Below are 19,221 nucleotides of genomic sequence, written 5' to 3' on the forward strand. Positions count from 1 at the left end.
AGGGCAAAGTATTTCCTTCCCGTTGGGCGCATGCGCCCAACCCCGCCCTTCCTTATCCGTGAGTCGGGACTTGCCGCGCGGCAAGTCCCGACTCAGGAAGATAGATGAGGGGGCCTGGGGGAGAATACCTTCTCCCCCAGTCTTCCTTCCTCAGGCCGCGACCCGCGCCGGATCAGCCAGCGGCCGAGCGCGATCCCCGGCCGCTCCACCAGCCGGTAACCGAGCGCCGCGGCGAGGCAGAGCGGCGGCAGGGTGATGGCGAGGCAGGCGAGATAGGCCGCGCCACCCTGGCCCAGCGCCTCCACCACCCGCGCATAGGCCGGGCGCAGCGCCAGGATCAGCATGAAATGCGCGAGGTAGATGCTGTAGCTCCGCTCCCCCAGCCAGAGCGCGGCGCGCGACCGCAGCGGCCAGGACGGCCGCAGCGCCTGCCAGAGGCACAGCGCGGCGAAGCCCGCGCCGATCAGCAGCAGGTCGGGATTGCCCGGCCTCGCCAGCGGGGCCGCCAGCGGCGAGAGCATGACGCCGAGCAGGCCGAGCGCCAGCACCGCCGCCCCGGCCGCCACGGGGCCTTCCCGCGGCGTGCCGCGCACCCGCTCGAACACCCGGAACGCCAGCAGGGCGAGGACGAAGACCCAGGCATTGCTGGCCAGTGCCACCTGCGGGTAGTCGCTGCCGGGCAGCGTCGCCTCCAGCCACACCCGCGCCGCCCAGGACAACGCGGTCGCCAGCACCGCGGCCAGGACCATCCCGCCGATGCCCCGGATGCGCAGCAGCAGCGGCAGCAGCAGGTAGAAGGGCATCTCGACGCCGACGGTCCAGCCGGCCGGCACCAGCCCGCCATGCCAGCCGGGGATGAAATTGAAGGCGAAGCCGTATTCCGCCGCCACCCGTCCGGTGCCCGGCCAGCCGCCGCGGAGCAGGGCCAGCGTCGCCAGCAGCCAGTAGAGCGGCGCGATGCGGAAGAACCGCTTGACCAGATAGGGCCCCGGCCGCGCCGCCGCCTCCGGGTTGGCCCAGGCGAGGGAGAAAGCCGAGAGCGCAAAGAACAGATGCACGCCGAGGCCGAAATGCGTGGCGATCCAGGGCAGCGCCTCCGGCACCGCCAGCCTGGCGATGGCATGCAGGTGGAACAGCAGCACCATCATCGCCGCCGTCGCCCGCAACCCGTGCAGCCCGGGCAACAGCCCGCCGCGCACATCCGCCATCGCCCGCCCCCCCCCGCTTCGGACAAGGCGTATACCGGCGGCGTCAGGCCGGGGAAGCCGCGGTTCCGATCACGGTCGCGGGCGTCAGTGCCAGAGCAGCCGGCGGATCTGCGGCTCCAGCGCCGCCGAGAGGATGCCGTAGCCCAGCCAAGTCAGGTGCAGGTGATCGTAGGCGACCTGGTCGGAAAGCCGCCCCGCGCGGTCCACCACCATCGAGCCCGGCGCGGTGTAGAACACCGTCTGGCCATCGGCGCAGCCGGCGACCAGGGCATTGACCCGGTCGTTGACCGCCCGCATCGGCTCGGAGGCCAGCCCGCCGCGCGGCAGCAGCCCGACCAGCAGCACGCGGGTCTGCGGCGAGCGGCGGCGGATGGTCCGCACCACCTCGGCGATGCCCAGCGCGGTGTCCTCCGGCCGGCTGCCGGCGGCGGTGTTGTTGGTGCCGACCAGCACCACCGCCAGCCGCGGCTTCAGCCCGGAGCCCAGCGGCAGCCGCGACAGCCGCCACAGCAGGCTTTGCGTGGTGTCGCCACCAGCGCCGAAATTCACCGCCTGCCGGTCGCCGTAGAAATGCTCGAAGACCAGCGGTGCCCAGGCCTGCACCAGGGAATCGCCGAGGAAGAGCATCTGCGCCGGCTGCGCCTCGCCGCCCAGGGCCAGGCGTTCCAGCTCGGTCACCCGCAGCAGCCAGGACTGGTCGCCCAGCGGTTCGGGCCTCGCCTCCCGCGGCAGCGGCTGGCGGGCGGGCAGGCCGGCGCAGACCTCGGCGGCCCGCGCCGCGGTGCCGCCGAGCAGCAGCAGGGCGGCCAGCGCCAGGGCATGCCTCACCATACCGGCCGCGCCGCGCCGGAATTTAGCTGCACCGGCTCGGGCGCGCCGTTCGTGACCATCGCCGGCATCGGCCAGCTCCCCGCCGGGTAGCGGGTCGCCACCCCGGCCAGCAGCGGGGCGAGATCCTCGGGCGGCTTGTCCAGCCGCCAGCGCAGGTAGAACAGCCCGGTCGCGTCGTTGTAGTCGCCGGTATGGGTGAAGCGGCCGATGGCACCCAGCCGCAGCACCGGGCTCACGGCATATTCCAGGTTGACGCCGAGCCCGCCGATCGGCCCGCTGACCGAGTTGGCCGCGCTGCCGGCCGGGCCGAGGCCTGGGTTGGCCTCCAGCTGGGCCTGCATCGCCTGGTCGGTCGGGAAGGCCGGCGCGCTGTGCTGATGGAAGCGCTGCCAGCCGACCGTCGCCTGAACCCGCGCCGTCAGGTCGCCCCATTGCCGCTTCCAATCGGCGCCGAGCGCCCCGATGACATGGGTCTGCGGGCTGAAATAGCCGCCCTGGCCGAAGCTGAACCCGCCGAGGTTGCGGTTGAAGTGGAAGTACCGGACATCCGGCCCGATGGTCAGCGATTCCTCCGGCCTGCGGATCGCCGCGTAATAGAGGCCGCCGCCCGCCTCCACCATCTCGTTCGCCGCGACATTCTCGCCCCGCAGGCTCGACCAGCCGCCGCCGCCATAGACGCCGAAGCGGTCGTTGACCGCGTGTTCCAGCTGCGCCCGCGCGCCGGTGCGCATCACGCCGCCCCAGGCCCGGCCGGTGCCCGGGTCGCGCTGCCCGGCGTAGGACAGCACGCTTTCGGTCATCGGCCGGCGCAGGCCGGTGACCCGCAGGTTCAGGCCACTCCCGAGCGGCAATGCCAGCTCGGCCCCGCCGGCGACGTTCTGCTGCTGGAAGCCGAGCGGCGTCGAGCCGACATCGACCCGGACATTCGAGGCGACATAGCCGATCCCCAGCGTCTGCCCGGTGGTCCAGCGCGACTTGATCCCGGGCGCGGCGCTGCCGGCCAGCACCCCGGTGCCGAATTGCCTGCCCTGGTCGGACCCGGCCGAGAAGCCGCCGGTGCCCAGCGCGACCGTGCCGGTCTGCAGCTGCAGCCGGCCGCCGAGCCCGGCGACCGGCAGCGAGACCTCGACCGGCGCGGTGATCTCGGTCAGCCGGCTCAGCCCGCCGGTGCCGCTATGGCCGCGGATGCCGATGCCGGCCTGCAGCCAGGTCGAGGTTTCGTCGCGCGCCTGGCGCAGCGCCCGGACCAGCTCGGTGTTCAGCGCATCCGCCGGCTCCTGCCCGGCCCGGGTCGCGGCGCGGGTCGGGCTCAGCAGGTCGCGGGTCAGCGCCGCCTGGCCGGTGGCGCCGGCCGCCTGCAACTCGGCGATGCGGCGGCGGGCCGCGTCCTCCAGCAGCCGCTGGGCACGCACCGCATCGCCGCGGGCACGGGCCAGCCGGGCCTCGGCCAGGGCCAGGCGCAGGTCGTCGGGCGCCTTGGCGCGGGCTTCCGCCAGCAGCCGCTCGGCGGCCGCCCAGTCGCCCTCGGCCGCGGCGAGGTCGATCAGCGCGTCGCGCGCCTCGGCGTTGCGCGGGTCGATCGACAGCAGCTTCTCGGCCGCGGCGCGGGCCTCGGCGGTCTTGCCGCTGGCCATGTTCAGCCGCATCAGCGCGGCGTTGAGCTCGGGGTTGTCGGGCTGGCGCTGCAGCGCCGGCAGCAATTGGCGATAGGCGGCGTCCTGGTCGCCCACCTGGTTCAGCCGGTCCGCCAGGGTCACGACGGCGCTGGCCTGGAGTGCGGCGATCTGCCGCCGCGCCTCGTCCGGCAGGCCGGGGCTGTCGGCCAGCGGGCCGACCAGCGCCTCGGCCTCGGCCCGCTCGCCGATGCCCATCAGGCTGCCGGCGAGCGCCAGGCGCAGGGTGGGATCGGCGCCCGGATTGGCGGCGACCGCGTCGCGCGCCGCCGCCACCGCGGCCGGGCCGTCGCCCAGCCTTCCATAGGCGCGCACCACGGCGGCGCCGGTCGTGCCGCCCGGGCTCGGCTGCGCCGCGAGGGCGGACAGCCGGCGGCGGGCCTCCGGGCGGCCGTCGCGCACCTGCTGCTCCAGCGCGAGGATGGCGGCTTCCTGCCGGCTGCGGGTCAGCAGCCGGTTCATGTCGGCGGTGCGCAGCCGGGCCGGGACGCGTTCCAGCGCCTGGGTCGCTTCCGCCCAGCGCTCCTCGTCCGCCGCGACCAAGGCGGCGGCGTAGGAGCTGTCGGCGCCGCGGTCGCGCGCCAGGTCCTGCTCGATCGCGCGCGCCTCCGGCCCGGCGCCGGTCGCCCGCAGCAGCCGGGCGAGGTCGACCTTGATCCAGGGGTTGTTCGGGTCGGTCGCCAGCGCCTCCCGCAGCAGGGCCTGGCGCCTGGCCGGGTCCTCCTCGCGGAAGGCCTGTTCGCGCAGCGCGTAGGCGCGGGCGGCGGTGGCGCCGGCCGGCGGGCGGAAGCCGGTCTCCTGCTGCAGCGTGTCGGCCTCGGCGATGCGGCCCTGGCGCTGCAGCGAATCGAACAGCCCGGCCAGCGCGACCGGCAACTTCGGCCGCAGCGCCAGCGCCGCGCGGTAGCGGCTCTCGGCGGTGGCCCAGTCCTCCCGCCGGTAGGCGACCTGGCCCAGCACCACCTCGCCCTGCACCCGTTCGTCGCCACCGGCGCGGATGGCGCGGCGGGCGAAACCGTCGGCGCGGTCGAGGTCGCCGCGGGTCAGCGCCCGCCAGGCCAGCGCCGCATGGCTGACATAGCCGGCCGGGTCGCCGGCGCCGCCGGGCACCGGGTTGACGCCGTCGGTGCCGAGGATGCGGACGAATTCGTCGCGCCGGTCGGGCGAGATCGCGGTCGCCTGGTCGAGCAACTGCCTGACCTCGGCATTGCGGCCCTGGCGGCGGCGGATGACGGCCAGGCCGACCAGCGATTCGGCATCCTGCGGGTCGACCCCGACGGCGGTGCGGAATTCCCGCTCGGCATCGGCGTAGCGGCCTGCGCCGCCGAGGTTCCAGCCGGCGATGCGGTGCTGGATGCCGCGGGTGGTGCGCGCCTGGGCGAGCTTCTCGGCGATCTCGGGATCGCTCGGGTTGGCCTTCAGATAGGCCTCGATCTGGTCGGCCGCCTCGGGGTCGGCGCCCTGCCAGAGCAGCGCCTGGCGCCAGGCGCGGCGCGCCGCATTGGCGGTGGCGGGCTGCAGCGCCAGGCGCTGCAGCCGCTCGATCCCTTCGGCGCGGGTATCCAGGCCGTAGGTCAGCATCTGCGCGTAGGCGAGCTGCAACGGCTGGTCGTTCGGCGTGCGGCCGGCCAGCGCGCCGAGCTTGGTGCGGGCCTCCTGCATCCCGGATTCGGACAGGGTGGCCAGCGCCGAGTAGAATTCGACGGCACGCGAAACCGGCGGGTCCTCGCCATGGAAGGCCTCGCGGTAGCGCTGCACCGCTTCCGCCGTGCGGCCGGACCGCGTCAGGGCGCGGGCCTGGTCGAGGAGCGCGGCATCGGCGCCGGGATCGCGCAGCGCGCTTTCCGCCTGCAGGGTGCGCGGCGCGTTCGGCGCCACCCGGCGCAGCCGGTCCAGCAGCCCCGCGGCTTCCGGCCGGTTCAGCTGGGTGGCGACCTCGGCGGCGGCGCTCAGCGCCTCGACATTGTCGGGATAGGCCTGCACGGCGCGGTTCAGCGCCTGCATCGCCGATTCGGGATTGTCCTGCAGCAGCCAGAAATTCGCCTGGTCCAGCAACAGGGCGAGCGAGGGGCGCGCGCCGGCCACGCGTTCGAGCCCGGCGCCGCCCTGGGCCGAGGCCGGGCCGGGTGCCGCCGCGCCGAAGGCGAGCAGGGTCAGCAGGATGGGCGTCGGCCTGGTCATCCGCGCCACCGTGCCGTGGCATCGCGGACCAGGATGGCGGCGGGGGCGGCGCCGTCGGGGCGGAGCAGCAGGATGCTGTAGCTGCCGCCGGCCTCCAGCCCCTCCAGCGCCACCGCGGCGGAATCGGCGCCGCATTCGGCGCGCAGCGCGGCGGCGACCGGGTTCACCGTGCGGCCGCGGGCGGTGCCGGGCGCCACCTGGTCGAAGACCGTGGCGCCGTTCGCCGCCAGCTTCAGCGCCGCGGCCGGGCAGCCGGGCGCGGCGTTGTAGAAGCCGAGCCGGGCCTTGGCGCGGTCGAAATCGGCGCTGTCCACCACCGGCGTGGCGGCGATGCCGCCATCGGCGGCGCGGGTCAGCAGCAGGGTGACGTAGCTGCCGGGCGCGAGCGCGAGCGTGGCGCGGCCGCGTGACCCGACGCTGCCGGCCTCGATCGCCAGGCTGCGGCCGGCGGCGCGTTCGACCACTGCATAGGGCGTCACTCGCTCCGCCGCGCCGGTGCCGAGGACCTGCGGCGGCAGGAAGTCCGGCCGCAGGGCGAGCTCCGCGCCGAGCCCGTTGACGAAGCGCAGATAGGCCGAGCCGGGCGGCGGCTGCGGGTCGTAGACCTGCGCCTGGCCCTGCGCCCGGGCGGCCGGCGGCAGCAGGCCGGCCAGCAGCGCGGCGGCGGTGAGGGTCCGGCGCAGGGTCATCCGCCGACCGCCCGCTTGACCTCCGCCAGGAAGGTCGCCGGCGGCACCGCATTCTGGCCCCAGCTGCTGCTGTTCGGCAGGTTCTGCAGGTCGAATTCCAGGTGCATCCAGACCAGCGCCCTGGGCCGGCGGCGGCGGAAGCCCTCGCTTTTCAGGTAGTCCAGAAGGGTGAACCAGGGGCCGTAATTGTTCGGTCGCCAAGCCAGCCCGACCGGCCGGTCGAGCTGTGCCGCGAGCAGCGGCACGAAGCCGTATTTCGGCTGGGCGAAGCTGTTGCCGACCACCACCACGTCGGCGCCGTCATCGGCGTCCAGCAGCCCGCCGGCGGCCTGCGGCTGGCGGATCTGGTAGGTCTCGGCCGGGTACCTGGCCCGCTGGTCGGCGGGCAGGAAGCGCACCAGGTCGCTGGCCGGGTTGGTCAGGGTGGTGGGGGCGCCGAGCGCCGCGGCGGGGCGCGGGGCGGGCGGCAGGCGCAGGCCCTCCTTCATCCGCTTCGCCAGCTCCGCCGCCGCCAGCTCGGCCCCCGCCGGGGTCCAGTGGGTGTCGGTGGCGAAGTAGATGGGCAGCTTCGGCTGGCCGGCACGGGCCGCGCGGAGCGGGGCGTCGAGGTCGACCACCAGGGCGCCCGACTTGCGCAGGGCCGCGAGGATCGCCGGGTAGCGCTTGTCGATATCGACCGGCAGCCTGACGTCGTCCGGCAGGAACTGGCGGTAGAGCCGTGCCTTGGCCGGCACCACGGCCTGCACCACCTCGATGCCGGCCGCCTTCAGCGTCGCTGCCGCCTCGTTCATCACCGGCGTGGCCGCATTCAGCGCGCCGGCATCGAAGCGGGAGGTGGCGTCCCACAGCGGGAAGAGCCAGCCGTCCCTGCCGATGACCACCAGGCCGGAGATGGCGGCCCTGGCCGGCCGCGGCAGCAGGCCGGCCAGGGCCAGGGCCGCGGCGGCCAGGCCCAGTGGGCGGCGCCCCGGAGCGGAGCCGTCTGTGGGGACGTCACGGTGGGACATGCGCGGCCTGCCGATCCGGATGCGGGAATTCTACGCGGAAGCATACAAGTTTTCGTCACGGGTCCATAGCGTAACGCGCGAACATACGCGCCTATTTTTATCGTAAACGTACAAAAATTGTGGGCCGGCCTGGCTTCGGCGGCGGCTGGTGGATGCATCCCGCGGCGTGGATGGGCTAGATGGGGGGATGCGAATCTACCTGGCCGGGCCCGAGGTCTTCCTCGCCGATGCGGACCGGATCGCCGCCGCCAAGCGCGCGGTCTGTGCCGCGCACGGGCTGACCGGCGTCTTCCCGCTGGAGCCGCCGCCGCAGGCGCCCGACCCGGCGCTGCCGGACTGGCTGCGGATCTACTGGGCGAACGAGGCGCATATCCGCGGCTGCGACGCGCTGGTCGCCAACCTCACCCCGTTCCGCGGCATCTCGGCCGACGCCGGGACGGTCTACGAGCTCGGCTTCATGCGGGCGCTCGGCCGGCCGGTCTTCGGCTACAGCAACGTGGCGCGGCGCTTCGGCGCGCGGACGCTGGCGGCGCTGGGCGGCACGGCGCGGCGGCGGCCGGACGGGGCCTGGGAGGACGCCGAGGGCATGGCGATCGAGGAATTCGACCGGCACGACAACCTGATGCTGGAAGGCGGCATCGCCGCCGCGGGCGGGACCTTCGAGGCCGCGGAGATCCCCGAGGCCGCGCGCTGGCGCGACCTGGCCGCCTTCGGCCGCTGCGTCGCCGCGGCGGCGCGCGCCCTGGGGGCTCAGCCCGTCTCGACGTCGAGCGCGTAGCCGGCCGAGCGCACGGTGCGGATCACGTCGTCCTCGCCCGGGCCGTTGATCGCCTTGCGCAGCCGGCGGACATGCACGTCCACGGTGCGCGGCTCGACATGGATGTCGCGGCCCCAGACGGCGTCCAGCAATTGTTCGCGGGCGAAGACCCGCCCGGGGTGCTGCATCAGGAATTCCAGCAGCCGGTATTCGGTCGGGCCGAGATGCAGGGCGCGGCCGTTGCGGGAGACGCGGTGGGCGTCCTGGTCCATCGAGAGGTCGCGGAAGGCCAGCGTCCCGCGCGTCGCGACGCTGCCGGCGCGGCGCAGCAGGGCGCGGATGCGGGCCAGCAGCCCGTCCATGGCGAAGGGCTTGCTGATATAGTCGTCGGCGCCGATGTCGAGCGCGCGGACGCTGTCCTGCTGCTCGGTCCGGGCGGTGACCATGATGATCGGCAGGTCGCGGGTCGCCGGGCGGCGGCGCAGCTGGCGGCAGACCTCGAGGCCGGAGAGCTGCGGCAGCATCCAGTCGAGCAGCACCAGGTCCGGCTTGGTCTCGGCGACGCGCAGCAGGGCCTCCTGGCCGTCCGAGGCCTCCTCGACCCGGAAGCCCTGCTTCTCCAGGTTGTAGCGGAGAAGGGTGAGCAGCGGCACCTCGTCCTCGACCACCAGGATGGTCGGGCGGGCGCCGCTCGGCACCATGTCCGGCATCTGCTGTTCTCCCCGCTCAGGCCGGCGGCCGGACGACGGCATAGGTCGAGTTGTCGCCCTTCGGGCGTTCCTCGGTCAGCGTGTCGCCCTGCACGGCGTAGTGCACCGTCTCGGCGATGTTGGTCGCGTGGTCGCCGATGCGTTCCAGGTTCTTGGCTACGAACAGCAGGTGGGTCGCCGCGGTGATGTTGCGCGCATCCTCCATCATGAAGGTCAGCATCTCGCGGAAGATGCCGTTGTAGACCTCGTCGACCGGCTGGTCGGCGGCCCAGACCTCGTCGGCGCGGGCGGCGTCGTTGTTGACCAGGGCGTCCATGGCGCCCTTCAGGTTCTCCTGCACCAGCCGCGCCATCCGCTGGAAGCCGTTCAGGCTGCCGAGCTGCGGCTGCTGGGCCAGCACGATGCTGCGCTTGGCGGCGTTGCGGGCATAGTCGCCGATGCGCTCGATCGCATGGATGATCTTCAGCACCCCGACCACCAGCCGGAGGTCGGCCCCGGCCGGCTGGCGCAGCGCCAGGATCTGGATGCAGAAGGCCTCGATCTCGCGTTCCAGCGCGTCGATCTCGGCGTCGCGCGCCATGACCTCGGTCGCCAGCTCGGCGTCGCGGCGGATCAGCGCGGTGACCGCATCCGCCACCTGCCGCTCGGCCAGGCCGCCCATGCGGGCGACCAGCTCGCGCAGGCGGCGCAGCTCCTCGGCATAGGAGCGCACGGTGTGTTGCTGCATCGTCATGCTCCGCGCCTCAGCCGAACCGGCCGGTGATGTATTCCTGGGTCCGCTGCTGCTTCGGCGCGGTGAACAACTGGCCGGCCGGGGCGATCTCGATCAATTCGCCCAGGTAGAAGAAGGCGACCTGGTCGGCGCAGCGGGCGGCCTGCTGCATGTTGTGGGTGACGATGGCGATGGTGAAGTCGCGCTTCAGCTCGTCGATCAGCTCCTCGATCTTCAGGGTGCTGATGGGGTCGAGCGCCGAGGTCGGCTCGTCGAACAGGATCACCTCGGGCCGCACCGCGATGGTGCGGGCGATGCAGAGCCGCTGCTGCTGCCCGCCGGACAGCCCCATGGCGGAGGAGTTCAGCCGGTCCTTCGCCTCGCCCCAGATCGCCGCGCGGCTCAGCGCCCATTCGACCCGCTCGTCCATCTGCGGCTTCGACAGCGTCTCGTGCAGCCGGACGCCGAAGGCGATGTTCTCGTAGATCGTCATCGGGAAGGGGGTCGGCTTCTGGAAGACCATGCCGATCCTGGCGCGCAGCGCGTTGAGGTCGACATCCGGGTCGAGGATGTTCTGCCCGTCCATCATCACCTCGCCGGTCGCGCGCTGGCCGGGGTAGAGGCTGTACATCCGGTTCAGCACCCGCAGCAGGGTGGACTTGCCGCAGCCGGAGGGGCCGATCATGCCGGTCACCTGGCGTTCCGGCAGGTCGAAGTCGATCCCCTTCAGCGCCCGGTTGTCGCCGTAGAAGAAGTCGAGGTTGCGGACCGCGATGCGCGCGGTCCTGTTCAGCGCGGCGGCGGAGCGCGCCTGCATGCCGCCGAAGGAGGCGGACGGGGCGGCGGTGGAATCCTGCATGGCCGAATCGCTCATGGGGTCGGGTCCTCCTTCACTTGGCCTGGCGCAGCAGGCTGCGGGCCACGATGTTCAAGAGCAGGACGGCGAGGGTGATCAGCAGCGCGCCGGCCCAGGCCAGTTCGATCCAGTCCTGGAAGGGCGAGCCGGCATAGGAATAGATGGTGATCGGCAGGCTCGGCATCGGCTGCGACAGGTCGGTGGACCAGGCATTGTTGCCGAGGCTGGTGAAGAGCAGCGGCGCGGTCTCGCCGGCGATGCGGGCGATGCCCAGCAGGATGCCGGTGATGATGCCCGAGGTCGCCGAGCGCCAGCAGACCAGGATGATCATCTTCCACTTCGGCGCGCCGAGGCCGATCACCGCTTCCCGCAGGGTATTCGGGATCAGGCTCAGCATGTCCTCCGTCGTGCGGACGACGATCGGGATGATGATGATCGCCAGCGCGACCACGCCGGCCCAGCCGGAGAAGCCGCCGAAGGGCAGCACCAGCAGCTGGTAGACAAAGAGGCCGATCAGGATCGACGGCGCCGAGAGCAGGATGTCGGAGACGAAGCGGACCACGTTGCCGAAGGTCGAGCCCTTGGCATATTCGGCGAGGAAGGTGCCGACCAGCATGCCGACCGGCGTGCCGATGACGGTCGCCAGGGCGACCTGGATGAGGCTGCCGACGATGGCGTTCAGCAGGCCGCCCGCCGAGCCCGGCGGGCGGGTGACCTCGGTGAAGACCGACAGGTTCATCGCCCCGAAGCCCTTGACGAAGAGCGTCACCAGGATCGAGGCGAGGAAGACCAGGCCGATGCCGGTGGCGGCCAGCGACAGGACGCGGAGGACGCGGTCGGCGCGCTTGCGACGGCGGCCGAGACGGGCGGCGGTGGCCGCATCCTTGACCGGCGACAGCACGGGATGGGTCGTGGCGCTCATCGGGTCAGACCTTCAGCCGGGAGCGCAGCAGCCAGCGCGAGGCGGCGAGCACGATGAATGACAGGACGAAGAGGATGAAGCCCAGCGCCAGCAGCGATGCGAGCTTCAGGCTGCCCGACTCGCTCTCGCCGAACTCGAGTGCCACGACCGAGGCGATGGTGTTGCCCGGGCCGAACAGCGTGGTGGTGATGCGGTTGGCGTTGCCGATGACGAAGGTGACCGCCATCGTCTCCCCCAGCGCGCGGCCGAGGCCGAGCATGATCCCGCCGGCGACCGAGATGCGGGTATAGGGCAGCACCACGCCCTTCATCACCTCCCAGGTCGTGCAGCCGAGGCCATAGGCGCTTTCCTTGAAGACCGGGGGCACCTGCTCGAAGACGTCGCGCATGGTGGCGGCGATGAAGGGCAGGATCATGATCGCCAGGATCAGCGCGGCGGTGAAGATGCCGGTGCCGAAGGGCGGGCCCTGGAACAGGAAGCCGATCAGCGGCAGCTCGCCGATCGTGTCGATCAGCGGCGGCTGGATGTACTGCGCCATCAGCGGGGCGATCAGGAAGAAGCCCCACATGCCGTAGATGATGGACGGCACGGCCGCCAGCAGCTCGACCGCGGTACCGACCGGGCGGCGCATCCAGGGCGGCGCGAGCTCGGTCAGGAAGAAGGCGACGCCGAAGGCGACCGGCACCGCGAGGAGGATCGCCAGCACCGCGGTCACGATGGTGCCGTAGATCGACACGCCGGCGCCGAAGACCTCGGTCACCGGGTCCCATTCGGTGGACCAGAGGAAGGGCAGGCCGAAGGCGCGGAAGGCCGGCAGGCCGCCGAGGAAGAGCTCGACGATGATGCCGCCGAGCAGCAGCAGCACCAGCGCGCCGGCGGCGTGGCAGGCACCGGAGAACAGGGTGTCGCCGAGGTTGGACCGGCTGGCGGTCCGCGGCGGCGAGGCGGCGGGGAGGGAGGCGGCCTGCGACAAGCGATGTGCTCCGACGGCGGCGGCGGGAAGCGGCGATGCCGCGTTCAGGCGTGAACGCGGCGTCGCCCCGGCTCGTTGGTGTCAGGGCGGATCGCCGCGGCCGGGCGCAGGCGCCTTGCCGCGGATCCGCCCCGGTCGGGGCTCAGCCCTGCCAGACCGGCTGGCCGTTGGCCTTCACCTCGGCCGTCCAGGCGGCGCGGACGGTGTCCTGCACGTTGGCCGGCAGCGGGATGTATTCCAGCTCCTGCGCCAGCTTGGCGCCGTTCTTGAAGGCCCAGTCGAAGAACCTCATCACGTTGCGGCTGCGCTCGGCATCCGTCGGGTTCTTAGGCAGCAGGATGAAGGTGGGCGAGACGATCGGCCAGGAGGTCGCGCCCTGCTGGTCGATCAGGCTGGCCGCCATGCCGGGCGTCGACCAGTCGGCATTCGCCGCCGCGGCGATGAAGGCTTCCTGGGTCGGCTTGACGAACTGGCCGGCCTTGTTGCGCAGCTGGGTGGTGACCAGCTTGTTGGTGATGGCATAGGCGTTCTCGACATAGCCGATGGCGCCGCGAATGTTCTTCACCGTGCCGGCCACGCCCTCGTTGCCGCGGGCCCCGGTGCCGGCGGGGAAGCGGACCGAGGTGCCGACGCCGACCTTCTGCTTCCACTCCGGCGACACCGCCGCGAGGTAGGACACCCAGACATAGGTCGTGCCGGAGCCATCCGCCCGGTAGGCCGGGGCGATCGCCAGGTTCGGCAGGGTCAGGCCCTGGTTCAACTCGACGATCTTCGGGTCGTTCCACTTGGCGATCTTGCCGAGGTAGATGTCGGCCAGCAGCTCGCCGGTCAGCTTGAGCTGCTCGTTCTCGATGCCCGGGATGTTCACGATCGGCACCAGGCTGCCCATGACGGCGGGGAACTGCAGCAGGTTGCCTTCCGTCAGCTGCGCCACCGTCAGCGGGGCATCGGAGGCGCCGAAATCGACCGTGCGGTTCTTGATCTGGTTCTGCCCGGCACCCGAGCCGACCGACTGGTAGTTCACCGTGATGCCGGTGGCGGCTTTCGCGGCCTCGGCCCACTTCTGGTAGATCGGGTTGGGGAAGGTGGCGCCGGCGCCGGTGATCTGGGCCTGCTGGGCAAGGGCCGGGCGGCCGAGCAGCGGGCTGGCCGCGGTGAGGCCGGTGGCGATGAGCAGGGTGCGACGGTTCACGCGTCTCTCTCCGTAAGGAGCTTGCCCGGGGCCGGAATGCCCCGATGCTTTCGCGGCCTGACTACCGCTGCCGGAAGTCTGCCCTGTTGCAGATTTATGAAGCTTCGATGACAGGATATCCGACGACCACCCCGGTTATCCATTCATCAAGCCTTCTCGGCCGTGCCCGGATACCAGGATGGCCGCCGCTTGCCCCGGAAGGCGGCCAGCCCCTCGCGGCCCTCGGCCGAGGCGCGCTGCATCCAGCCCTCATGCGCCAGCAGCGCCATCTGCCGGTCGTCCAGCGTCAGGCCGTTGGCGCCGAGGAAGCTGGCCTTGGTCACCGCGACGGCGCCGGGGGCCGATAGCAGCGTCTCGTCCAGGATGGCGGCCAGCCGCGCCTCGATCGCCTCCGCCGCCAGCACCTCGTGCACCAGGCCCATGCGCAGCGCCTCCGCCGCGCCGAAGCGTTCCCCGGTCAAGGCGTAGCGGCGGGTCTGCCGGAGGCCCATGGCGTGCACCATGTGGGTGGAGATCGGCGTCGGGGAGACGCCGACCCGCACCTCGGTCAGGCCGAAGATCGCCGCCGGGGTGGCCAGCGCCACGTCGACGCAGCAGGCGATCCCGGCGCCGCCGCCGAAGCAGGCGCCCTGGATCACGGCGAAGGTCGGGCGGGGGAATTCGTTCAACCGCTGCATCGCCACCGTGGTGGCGAGCGAGCACTGGTAGGCCCGCTCCGGCCCGTAGCCGGCGACCTCGGCCAGCCAGTTGATGTCCGCGCCGGCGGCGAAATGCCTGCCCGCGCCGCGGATGACCAAAGCGCGGACGGACTCGTCGGCCCGCAGGTCCTCCAGCCCGGCGATCAGCGCGCGCAGCAGGGACTCGTTGTAGGCATTGCCGACCTGCGGCCGGTTCAGGGTGACGGTGACGACGCCACGGGCGTCGCGGGACAGCAGGATGGGGGTTGCCTCGGGCATGGCGGCTTTCTCCGGTTGCCGCCGGCTTGTGCCGATGCGGCCGAATTGACAAGCCCGGCCGGCGAAGCCGACGCTTCCCCCGACCCGGAGGCACCAGCCCATGTACGCCACCCGCCCCACCCTCTACGGCACCCGCCACGCCGTCTCGGCCGGCCATTACCTCGCCGCCGCCGCCGGGTTTTCCGTGCTGGAGGCGGGCGGCAACGCCATCGATGCCGGCTGCGCCACCGGCATCGCGCTCGGCGTGCTGCTGCCGGACCTGGTCAACGTGGCGGGCGTCGCGCCCATCCTGATCCGGAAGGCGGACGGCACGGTGGAGACCATCGCCGGCCTCGGCCCCTGGCCGAAGTCGATCCCCGCCGACCTGTTCATGCGGGAGCACGGCGGCAGGATCCCCAACGGCGTGCTGCGCACCGTGGTGCCGGCCGCGCCCGACGCCTGGATCACCGCGTTGGAGCGTCACGGCACCATGGGCTTCGGCGAGGTCGCCCAGCATGCCATCCGCCATGCCCGCGACGGCTTCGCGGTCTATCCGCTGCTGGCGCAGAACATCCGCGACCACCAAGCCGACTATGCCAGCTGGCCGGGCAACGCGGCGATCTTCCTGCCCGACGGCCGCCCGCCGGCGGTAGCCGACAAATTCGTCCAGTCCGACCTCGCCCGCACCCTGCAGTACATGGTGGACGAGGAGAGGAAGGCGGCGGGCAAGGGGCGGCTGGCCGGCCTCGCCGCCGCGCATGCCGCCTTCTACCGCGGCGACATCGCCCGCGAGATCGCCGCCTTCATGGCGCGGGAAGGCGGCTACCTGACCATGGCGGACCTGGCCGCCTACCGCTCGAAGCTGGAACCGGCGGTGCGGCGGATGTGGCGGGGCCATGAGGTCCTGACCTGCGGCCCCTGGTGCCAGGGCCCGGCGCTGCTGGAAGCCCTGCTGCTGATGGAGCGGGGCGGCATCGGCGCCATGGCGCACAACGGGCCCGAGTACATCCACCTGTTCACCGAATGCATCAAGGCGGCGATGGCCGACCGGGAATACCATTTCGGCGACCCGGCCTTCGTCGACGTCCCGCTCGACCGGCTGCTGGGCGATGCCCATCTCGGCGCCCGGCTGGCGCAGATCGACCCCGACCGGGCGCTGCCGGGCATGCCCGGGCCCATGCTGAACACCGGCACCAGCCTGCCGGGCGCGACCGACCGCGCCACGCCGATGATCGAGGCCGATACCTCCTACTGCGCAGTGGTGGACCGCTGGGGCAATGCCTTCAGCGCCACGCCCTCGGACGGGTCCTGGAACTCCCCGGTGGTGCCCGGCCTCGGGATCATCCCCTCCAACCGCGGCAGCCAGAGCCGGCCCGACCCGGCGCATCCCTGCGGCGTCGCCCCCGGCAAGCGGCCGCGGCTGACGCCCAACCCGGCGATGATCGTCACCGCGGGCGGCGGCGTCATGCCCTTCGGCACCCCGGGCGGCGACGTGCAGATCCAGGCCATGCTGCAGGTGGTGCTGAACGTCCTGCAGCACGGGATGGAGCTGCAGGAGGCGATCGAGGCGCCGCGCTTCGCCTCCTATTCCTTCCCATCCTCCTTCGCCCCCTTCGACTTCTTCCCCGGCAGGCTGGCGGTCGAATCCGCCATCCCGCAGGCAACGCGGGACGCGCTGGCGGCCAAGGGGCACGAGATCCGCGACTGGCCGGAGAAGACCTGGCTGGCCGGCACGGTGGAGGTGGTGAAGTCCGACCCCGCCACCGGCCTGCTGGCCGCCGGGGCCGACCCGCGCCGGCCTGCCTATGCCGTGGTGGCCTAGCGCGCCGACCGGCGGCGCCGCCAGCGCGGGACGCCGGCAGCCGCGCCCGGGCGTGCCGCGCCCCGCCCGGGCGGGCGGGCGCTACGCCCCGTTCGGCATCCCCGCCGGCTCCAGCCCGAGCCGCGCGGCGATCGGCGGCCGGCGCCGGTGCACCAGCGCCCCGGTCTCCAGCCAGGCGGCCTCCTCGGGCGTCGAGGCACGGCCGAGGATGGCGTTGCGGTGCGGGTGGCGGCCGAAGCGCTCGATCACCGCGCGGTGGCCGCGCGCCTGGTCGGCCGAGAAGCGATAGAGCGGCCGCAGGTCCTCCCGCGCCGACCAGGCCAGGGCTTCCGCCATGGCGCCGACCCGGATCAGCCGCTCCCGGTGGTCCGGGCCCTCGGCATGGGCGAGGGGCAGGAAGCAGAAGGTCTTCTCCCAGGGGTGCTCGAGCGCGTCGTAATGCCCGTTGCGCAGGCCTTCCTCGGCGACCTGCAGCGCGTCCAGGTCGCCGGCATAGGCCAGCGGCGTGCCGGCATGGAGGTCGCGCGGTGCCTGGTCGAGCAGCAGGATCAGCGCCAGCCGGCCCTGCGCCGAGGCCGCCCAGCCGTCCAGGTGGCCGGCCTGGGCATCGCGCGCCAGTTCGGCCAGGCCGGCGGGGGCCGGCGCCCTGGGGCCGCCGAACCAGGCCTCGAACAGGGCATGGTGCGTCGCGGCGTCCGCCGTTTCGATGCCGGGCGGGAACCAGGCCGCCAGGACCTGCCGGATCTGCTCGGTGGCCTGCATCGCTGATCCTCCGATGAATTCATGGAACGACGGGAGGCTGCCGATGCCGGCCGGGAGCGTCTGTGCGGCAACGCACAATCCTTGCCCTGCCATGGACGTGGTGCCAGGGTCGCGGCACACTCGGTCGTCCGACCAAGAACCAGGCAGGAGGGAAATGGGCCATGCATGACGTCGTGATCCGGGGCGGCACCATCGTCGACGGCACCGGAGCGCCGGCCTTCGTGGGGGATGTCGCGCTCGATGGCGACCGCATCGCCCAGGTCGGCGGCAAGGCCGGCCCGGCGAGGCGGGACGTCCAGGCCGAGGGCCGCCTCGTCACCCCGGGCTGGGTCGACGTGCACACCCATTACGACGGCCAGGCGACCTGGGACCCGGTGCTCGCGCCGTCGTCCTGGCATGGCGCGACCACCATCATGTTCGGCAATTGCGGCGTCGGCTTCGCCCCGGTCCGCAAGGCGCACCACCAGGCGTTGATCGACCTGATGGAGGGCGTCGAGGACATCCCCGGCATCGCGCTCGCCGAAGGGCTGAAATGGGACTGGGAGAGCTTCCCGGAATACCTCGACGCGCTGTCCCGGCTACCGCGCACCATCGACGTGGCGGCGCAGATCGCCCACCACCCGCTGCGGGTCTATGCGATGGGCGAGCGCGCCATCGCCCGCGAGATGGCCTCCGAGGCCGATATCGCGCTGATGGCGCGGCTGACCGAGGAAGCGCTGCGCGCCGGCGCCTTCGGCTTCACCACCTCGCGTACCGACCAGCACAAGACCCCGGCCGGCGACCTCGTCCCCGGCCGCTACGCCGACCATGAGGAGCTGATCGCCATCGGCCGCGCCATGGGAAGGGCCGGGCGCGGCGCCTTCGGCATGCTGTCCGACTTCGAGGACGAGGCCGCCGACTTCGCCTGGATGAACCAGGTGGCGAAGGATTCGAAGCGCCCGGTCTGGTTCCTGCTGACCGACCGCAGCTACGACCCGCAGCGCTGGCGCCGGCTGATGGACGGCGTGCGGGCCTCGCGCGCCGCCGGCCTGCCGCTGTCGGCGCAGGTGGCGGGGCGGCCGGTCGGGCTGATCCTCGGCCTGACCACCTCGCTGAATCCCTTCGCGCTGCGCGAGAGCTTCGCCGAATTGGCCCGGCTGTCGCCGGCCGAGCAGCTGGCCCGGCTGCGCGACCCCGCGGTGCGCGCCGCGATCCTGGCGGAGGAGGCCTCGCCCCGGCTGCTCGAGGTGCTGCCGCCCCTATCGCGGCAGATCGCCACCCGCTGGGACCGCATGTACGACCTCGGCGGCAAGCCGGACTACGAGCCGCCGCCGGAGAAGAGCATCGCGGCGCTGGCCGCCAAGGCCGGGCAGAGCCCGCAGGAATACTGCTACGACTTCCTCACGGGGGGCGATGGCGGGCGGATGCTGTACTTCCCCGTCACCAACTACGTCGCCGGCGACCTGGAAGTGGTGCGGGAGATGATCATGGACCCGCATACCGTGCTGGGCCTGTCGGATGGCGGGGCGCATTGCGGGGTGATCTGCGACGCGTCGCTGAACACCACCATGCTGACCCATTGGGTGCGCGACCGCTCGCGCGGGCCGCGGCTGCCGCTGGAATTCGTCATCAAGCGGCAGACCTCGGAGACCGCGGACTTCTTCGGCTTCCACGACCGCGGCCGGCTGGCGGTGGGCAAGAAGGCCGACGTCAACGTCATCGACTTCGAGGCGCTGGCGCCGCACCACCCGGAGATGATCTACGACCTGCCGGCCGGCGGGCGGCGGCTGGTGCAGCGGGTGGATGGCTACGACATGACGCTGTGCTCGGGCGTGCCGATCTTCGAGCGCGGCGTCGAGACGGGGGCGCGGCCGGGCAAGCTGGTGCGGGCGAGCTAGAAGGCCAGGGAGGAGGTATCCTCCCGTTGGACGAATGCGTCCAACCCTCCTTTGCTTTTGTGGGTTGGCTCCTGCCGCGCGGCGAGTGCCGGACTCAGAAAAAGCAAAGGAGGG

Annotated in this window: 16 protein-coding genes; 3 read left to right on the forward strand and 13 right to left on the reverse strand. The window is 72.6% G+C overall.

What is annotated here, in order from left to right; all coding sequences use genetic code 11:
* Window positions 1-92: 92 nt before the first annotated feature.
* The 5 genes from ACFQS7_RS09160 to ACFQS7_RS09180 all read right to left on the reverse strand — a co-directional run bounded on the left by ACFQS7_RS09160 (window position 93) and on the right by ACFQS7_RS09180 (window position 7,589).
* On the reverse strand, window positions 93-1,208 hold the full coding sequence (locus tag ACFQS7_RS09160) for an acyltransferase family protein (RefSeq protein WP_380066734.1): 1,116 nt from the start codon (window positions 1,206-1,208) through the stop codon (window positions 93-95).
* 84 nt (window positions 1,209-1,292) lie between these two features.
* Window positions 1,293-2,039, reverse strand: coding sequence for a GDSL-type esterase/lipase family protein (locus ACFQS7_RS09165; protein WP_380066735.1), 747 nt, complete (start codon window positions 2,037-2,039; stop codon window positions 1,293-1,295).
* A complete protein-coding gene (locus tag ACFQS7_RS09170) occupies window positions 2,033-5,893 on the reverse strand; it encodes a cellulose synthase subunit BcsC-related outer membrane protein (RefSeq protein ID WP_380066736.1) in 3,861 nt (1,286 codons plus the stop codon). The genes ACFQS7_RS09165 and ACFQS7_RS09170 overlap by 7 nt, the downstream gene beginning before the upstream one ends.
* On the reverse strand, window positions 5,890-6,582 hold the full coding sequence (locus ACFQS7_RS09175; protein WP_380066737.1) for a hypothetical protein: 693 nt from the start codon (window positions 6,580-6,582) through the stop codon (window positions 5,890-5,892). The genes ACFQS7_RS09170 and ACFQS7_RS09175 overlap by 4 nt, the downstream gene beginning before the upstream one ends.
* The gene (locus ACFQS7_RS09180) at window positions 6,579-7,589 is read right to left on the reverse strand and encodes an alginate O-acetyltransferase AlgX-related protein (RefSeq protein WP_380066738.1); all 1,011 of its coding nucleotides are present in this window, start codon (window positions 7,587-7,589) and stop codon (window positions 6,579-6,581) included. The genes ACFQS7_RS09175 and ACFQS7_RS09180 overlap by 4 nt, the downstream gene beginning before the upstream one ends.
* A gap of 187 nt (window positions 7,590-7,776) precedes the next feature.
* Here ACFQS7_RS09180 and ACFQS7_RS09185 point away from each other — a divergent pair, with 187 nt between their 5' ends.
* Complete coding sequence (locus tag ACFQS7_RS09185) at window positions 7,777-8,367, forward strand: nucleoside 2-deoxyribosyltransferase (RefSeq protein WP_380066739.1); 591 nt, start codon at window positions 7,777-7,779, stop codon at window positions 8,365-8,367.
* Here the strand turns inward: ACFQS7_RS09185 and phoB are convergent.
* From phoB to ACFQS7_RS09220, 7 genes are all read right to left on the reverse strand, one after another.
* Window positions 8,340-9,056, reverse strand: coding sequence for a phosphate regulon transcriptional regulator PhoB (phoB, locus tag ACFQS7_RS09190; protein WP_380066740.1), 717 nt, complete (start codon window positions 9,054-9,056; stop codon window positions 8,340-8,342). The genes ACFQS7_RS09185 and phoB overlap by 28 nt on opposite strands.
* 16 nt (window positions 9,057-9,072) lie before the next feature.
* Window positions 9,073-9,783 (reverse strand): phosphate signaling complex protein PhoU, encoded by a 711-nt coding sequence (gene phoU / locus ACFQS7_RS09195; RefSeq protein ID WP_380066741.1) that lies wholly within the window; start codon window positions 9,781-9,783, stop codon window positions 9,073-9,075.
* A gap of 16 nt (window positions 9,784-9,799) precedes the next feature.
* Window positions 9,800-10,585, reverse strand: coding sequence for a phosphate ABC transporter ATP-binding protein PstB (gene pstB / locus ACFQS7_RS09200; protein WP_380067238.1), 786 nt, complete (start codon window positions 10,583-10,585; stop codon window positions 9,800-9,802).
* A 73-nt stretch (window positions 10,586-10,658) separates the two neighbouring features.
* Complete coding sequence (gene pstA / locus ACFQS7_RS09205) at window positions 10,659-11,546, reverse strand: phosphate ABC transporter permease PstA (protein ID WP_380066742.1); 888 nt, start codon at window positions 11,544-11,546, stop codon at window positions 10,659-10,661.
* A gap of 4 nt (window positions 11,547-11,550) precedes the next feature.
* Window positions 11,551-12,519, reverse strand: coding sequence for a phosphate ABC transporter permease subunit PstC (gene pstC / locus ACFQS7_RS09210; RefSeq protein WP_380066743.1), 969 nt, complete (start codon window positions 12,517-12,519; stop codon window positions 11,551-11,553).
* Between the two features lie 142 nt (window positions 12,520-12,661).
* Complete coding sequence (gene pstS / locus ACFQS7_RS09215; RefSeq protein ID WP_380066744.1) at window positions 12,662-13,711, reverse strand: phosphate ABC transporter substrate-binding protein PstS; 1,050 nt, start codon at window positions 13,709-13,711, stop codon at window positions 12,662-12,664.
* Between the two features lie 146 nt (window positions 13,712-13,857).
* On the reverse strand, window positions 13,858-14,667 hold the full coding sequence (locus ACFQS7_RS09220; RefSeq protein WP_380066745.1) for an enoyl-CoA hydratase-related protein: 810 nt from the start codon (window positions 14,665-14,667) through the stop codon (window positions 13,858-13,860).
* Between the two features lie 100 nt (window positions 14,668-14,767).
* Here ACFQS7_RS09220 and ACFQS7_RS09225 point away from each other — a divergent pair, with 100 nt between their 5' ends.
* Entirely contained in the window at window positions 14,768-16,468 is a 1,701-nt protein-coding gene (locus ACFQS7_RS09225) for a gamma-glutamyltransferase family protein (protein ID WP_380066746.1), read from the forward strand.
* 81 nt (window positions 16,469-16,549) lie between these two features.
* On the opposite strand, the gene ACFQS7_RS09230 is transcribed toward ACFQS7_RS09225, so the two are convergent.
* On the reverse strand, window positions 16,550-17,230 hold the full coding sequence (locus ACFQS7_RS09230; RefSeq protein WP_380066747.1) for a DUF924 family protein: 681 nt from the start codon (window positions 17,228-17,230) through the stop codon (window positions 16,550-16,552).
* Between the two features lie 161 nt (window positions 17,231-17,391).
* On the opposite strand from ACFQS7_RS09230, the gene ACFQS7_RS09235 reads away from it, so the two are divergent.
* On the forward strand, window positions 17,392-19,107 hold the full coding sequence (locus tag ACFQS7_RS09235; RefSeq protein WP_380066748.1) for an amidohydrolase family protein: 1,716 nt from the start codon (window positions 17,392-17,394) through the stop codon (window positions 19,105-19,107).
* The last annotated feature ends 114 nt before the right edge of the window (window positions 19,108-19,221 follow it).

Origin of the sequence: Dankookia sp. GCM10030260, assembly GCF_042666655.1 — a bacterium.
In the GTDB taxonomy this organism is placed as follows: domain Bacteria; phylum Pseudomonadota; class Alphaproteobacteria; order Acetobacterales; family Acetobacteraceae; genus Paracraurococcus.

Bases quoted from the DNA above. Each gene is read 5' to 3' on its own strand.
- ACFQS7_RS09160 (WP_380066734.1), bottom strand. From the start codon at position 1,208: ATGGCGGATGTGCGCGGCGGGCTGTTGCCCGGGCTGCACGGGTTGCGG.
- ACFQS7_RS09165 (WP_380066735.1), bottom strand. From the start codon at position 2,039: ATGGTGAGGCATGCCCTGGCGCTGGCCGCCCTGCTGCTGCTCGGCGGC.
- ACFQS7_RS09170 (WP_380066736.1), bottom strand. From the start codon at position 5,893: ATGACCAGGCCGACGCCCATCCTGCTGACCCTGCTCGCCTTCGGCGCG.
- ACFQS7_RS09175 (WP_380066737.1), bottom strand. From the start codon at position 6,582: ATGACCCTGCGCCGGACCCTCACCGCCGCCGCGCTGCTGGCCGGCCTG.
- ACFQS7_RS09180 (WP_380066738.1), bottom strand. From the start codon at position 7,589: ATGTCCCACCGTGACGTCCCCACAGACGGCTCCGCTCCGGGGCGCCGC.
- ACFQS7_RS09185 (WP_380066739.1), top strand. From the start codon at position 7,777: ATGCGAATCTACCTGGCCGGGCCCGAGGTCTTCCTCGCCGATGCGGAC.
- phoB (WP_380066740.1), bottom strand. From the start codon at position 9,056: ATGCCGGACATGGTGCCGAGCGGCGCCCGCCCGACCATCCTGGTGGTC.
- phoU (WP_380066741.1), bottom strand. From the start codon at position 9,783: ATGCAGCAACACACCGTGCGCTCCTATGCCGAGGAGCTGCGCCGCCTG.
- pstB (WP_380067238.1), bottom strand. From the start codon at position 10,585: ATGCAGGCGCGCTCCGCCGCCGCGCTGAACAGGACCGCGCGCATCGCG.
- pstA (WP_380066742.1), bottom strand. From the start codon at position 11,546: ATGAGCGCCACGACCCATCCCGTGCTGTCGCCGGTCAAGGATGCGGCC.
- ACFQS7_RS09220 (WP_380066745.1), bottom strand. From the start codon at position 14,667: ATGCCCGAGGCAACCCCCATCCTGCTGTCCCGCGACGCCCGTGGCGTC.
- ACFQS7_RS09225 (WP_380066746.1), top strand. From the start codon at position 14,768: ATGTACGCCACCCGCCCCACCCTCTACGGCACCCGCCACGCCGTCTCG.
- ACFQS7_RS09230 (WP_380066747.1), bottom strand. From the start codon at position 17,230: ATGCAGGCCACCGAGCAGATCCGGCAGGTCCTGGCGGCCTGGTTCCCG.
- ACFQS7_RS09235 (WP_380066748.1), top strand. From the start codon at position 17,392: ATGCATGACGTCGTGATCCGGGGCGGCACCATCGTCGACGGCACCGGA.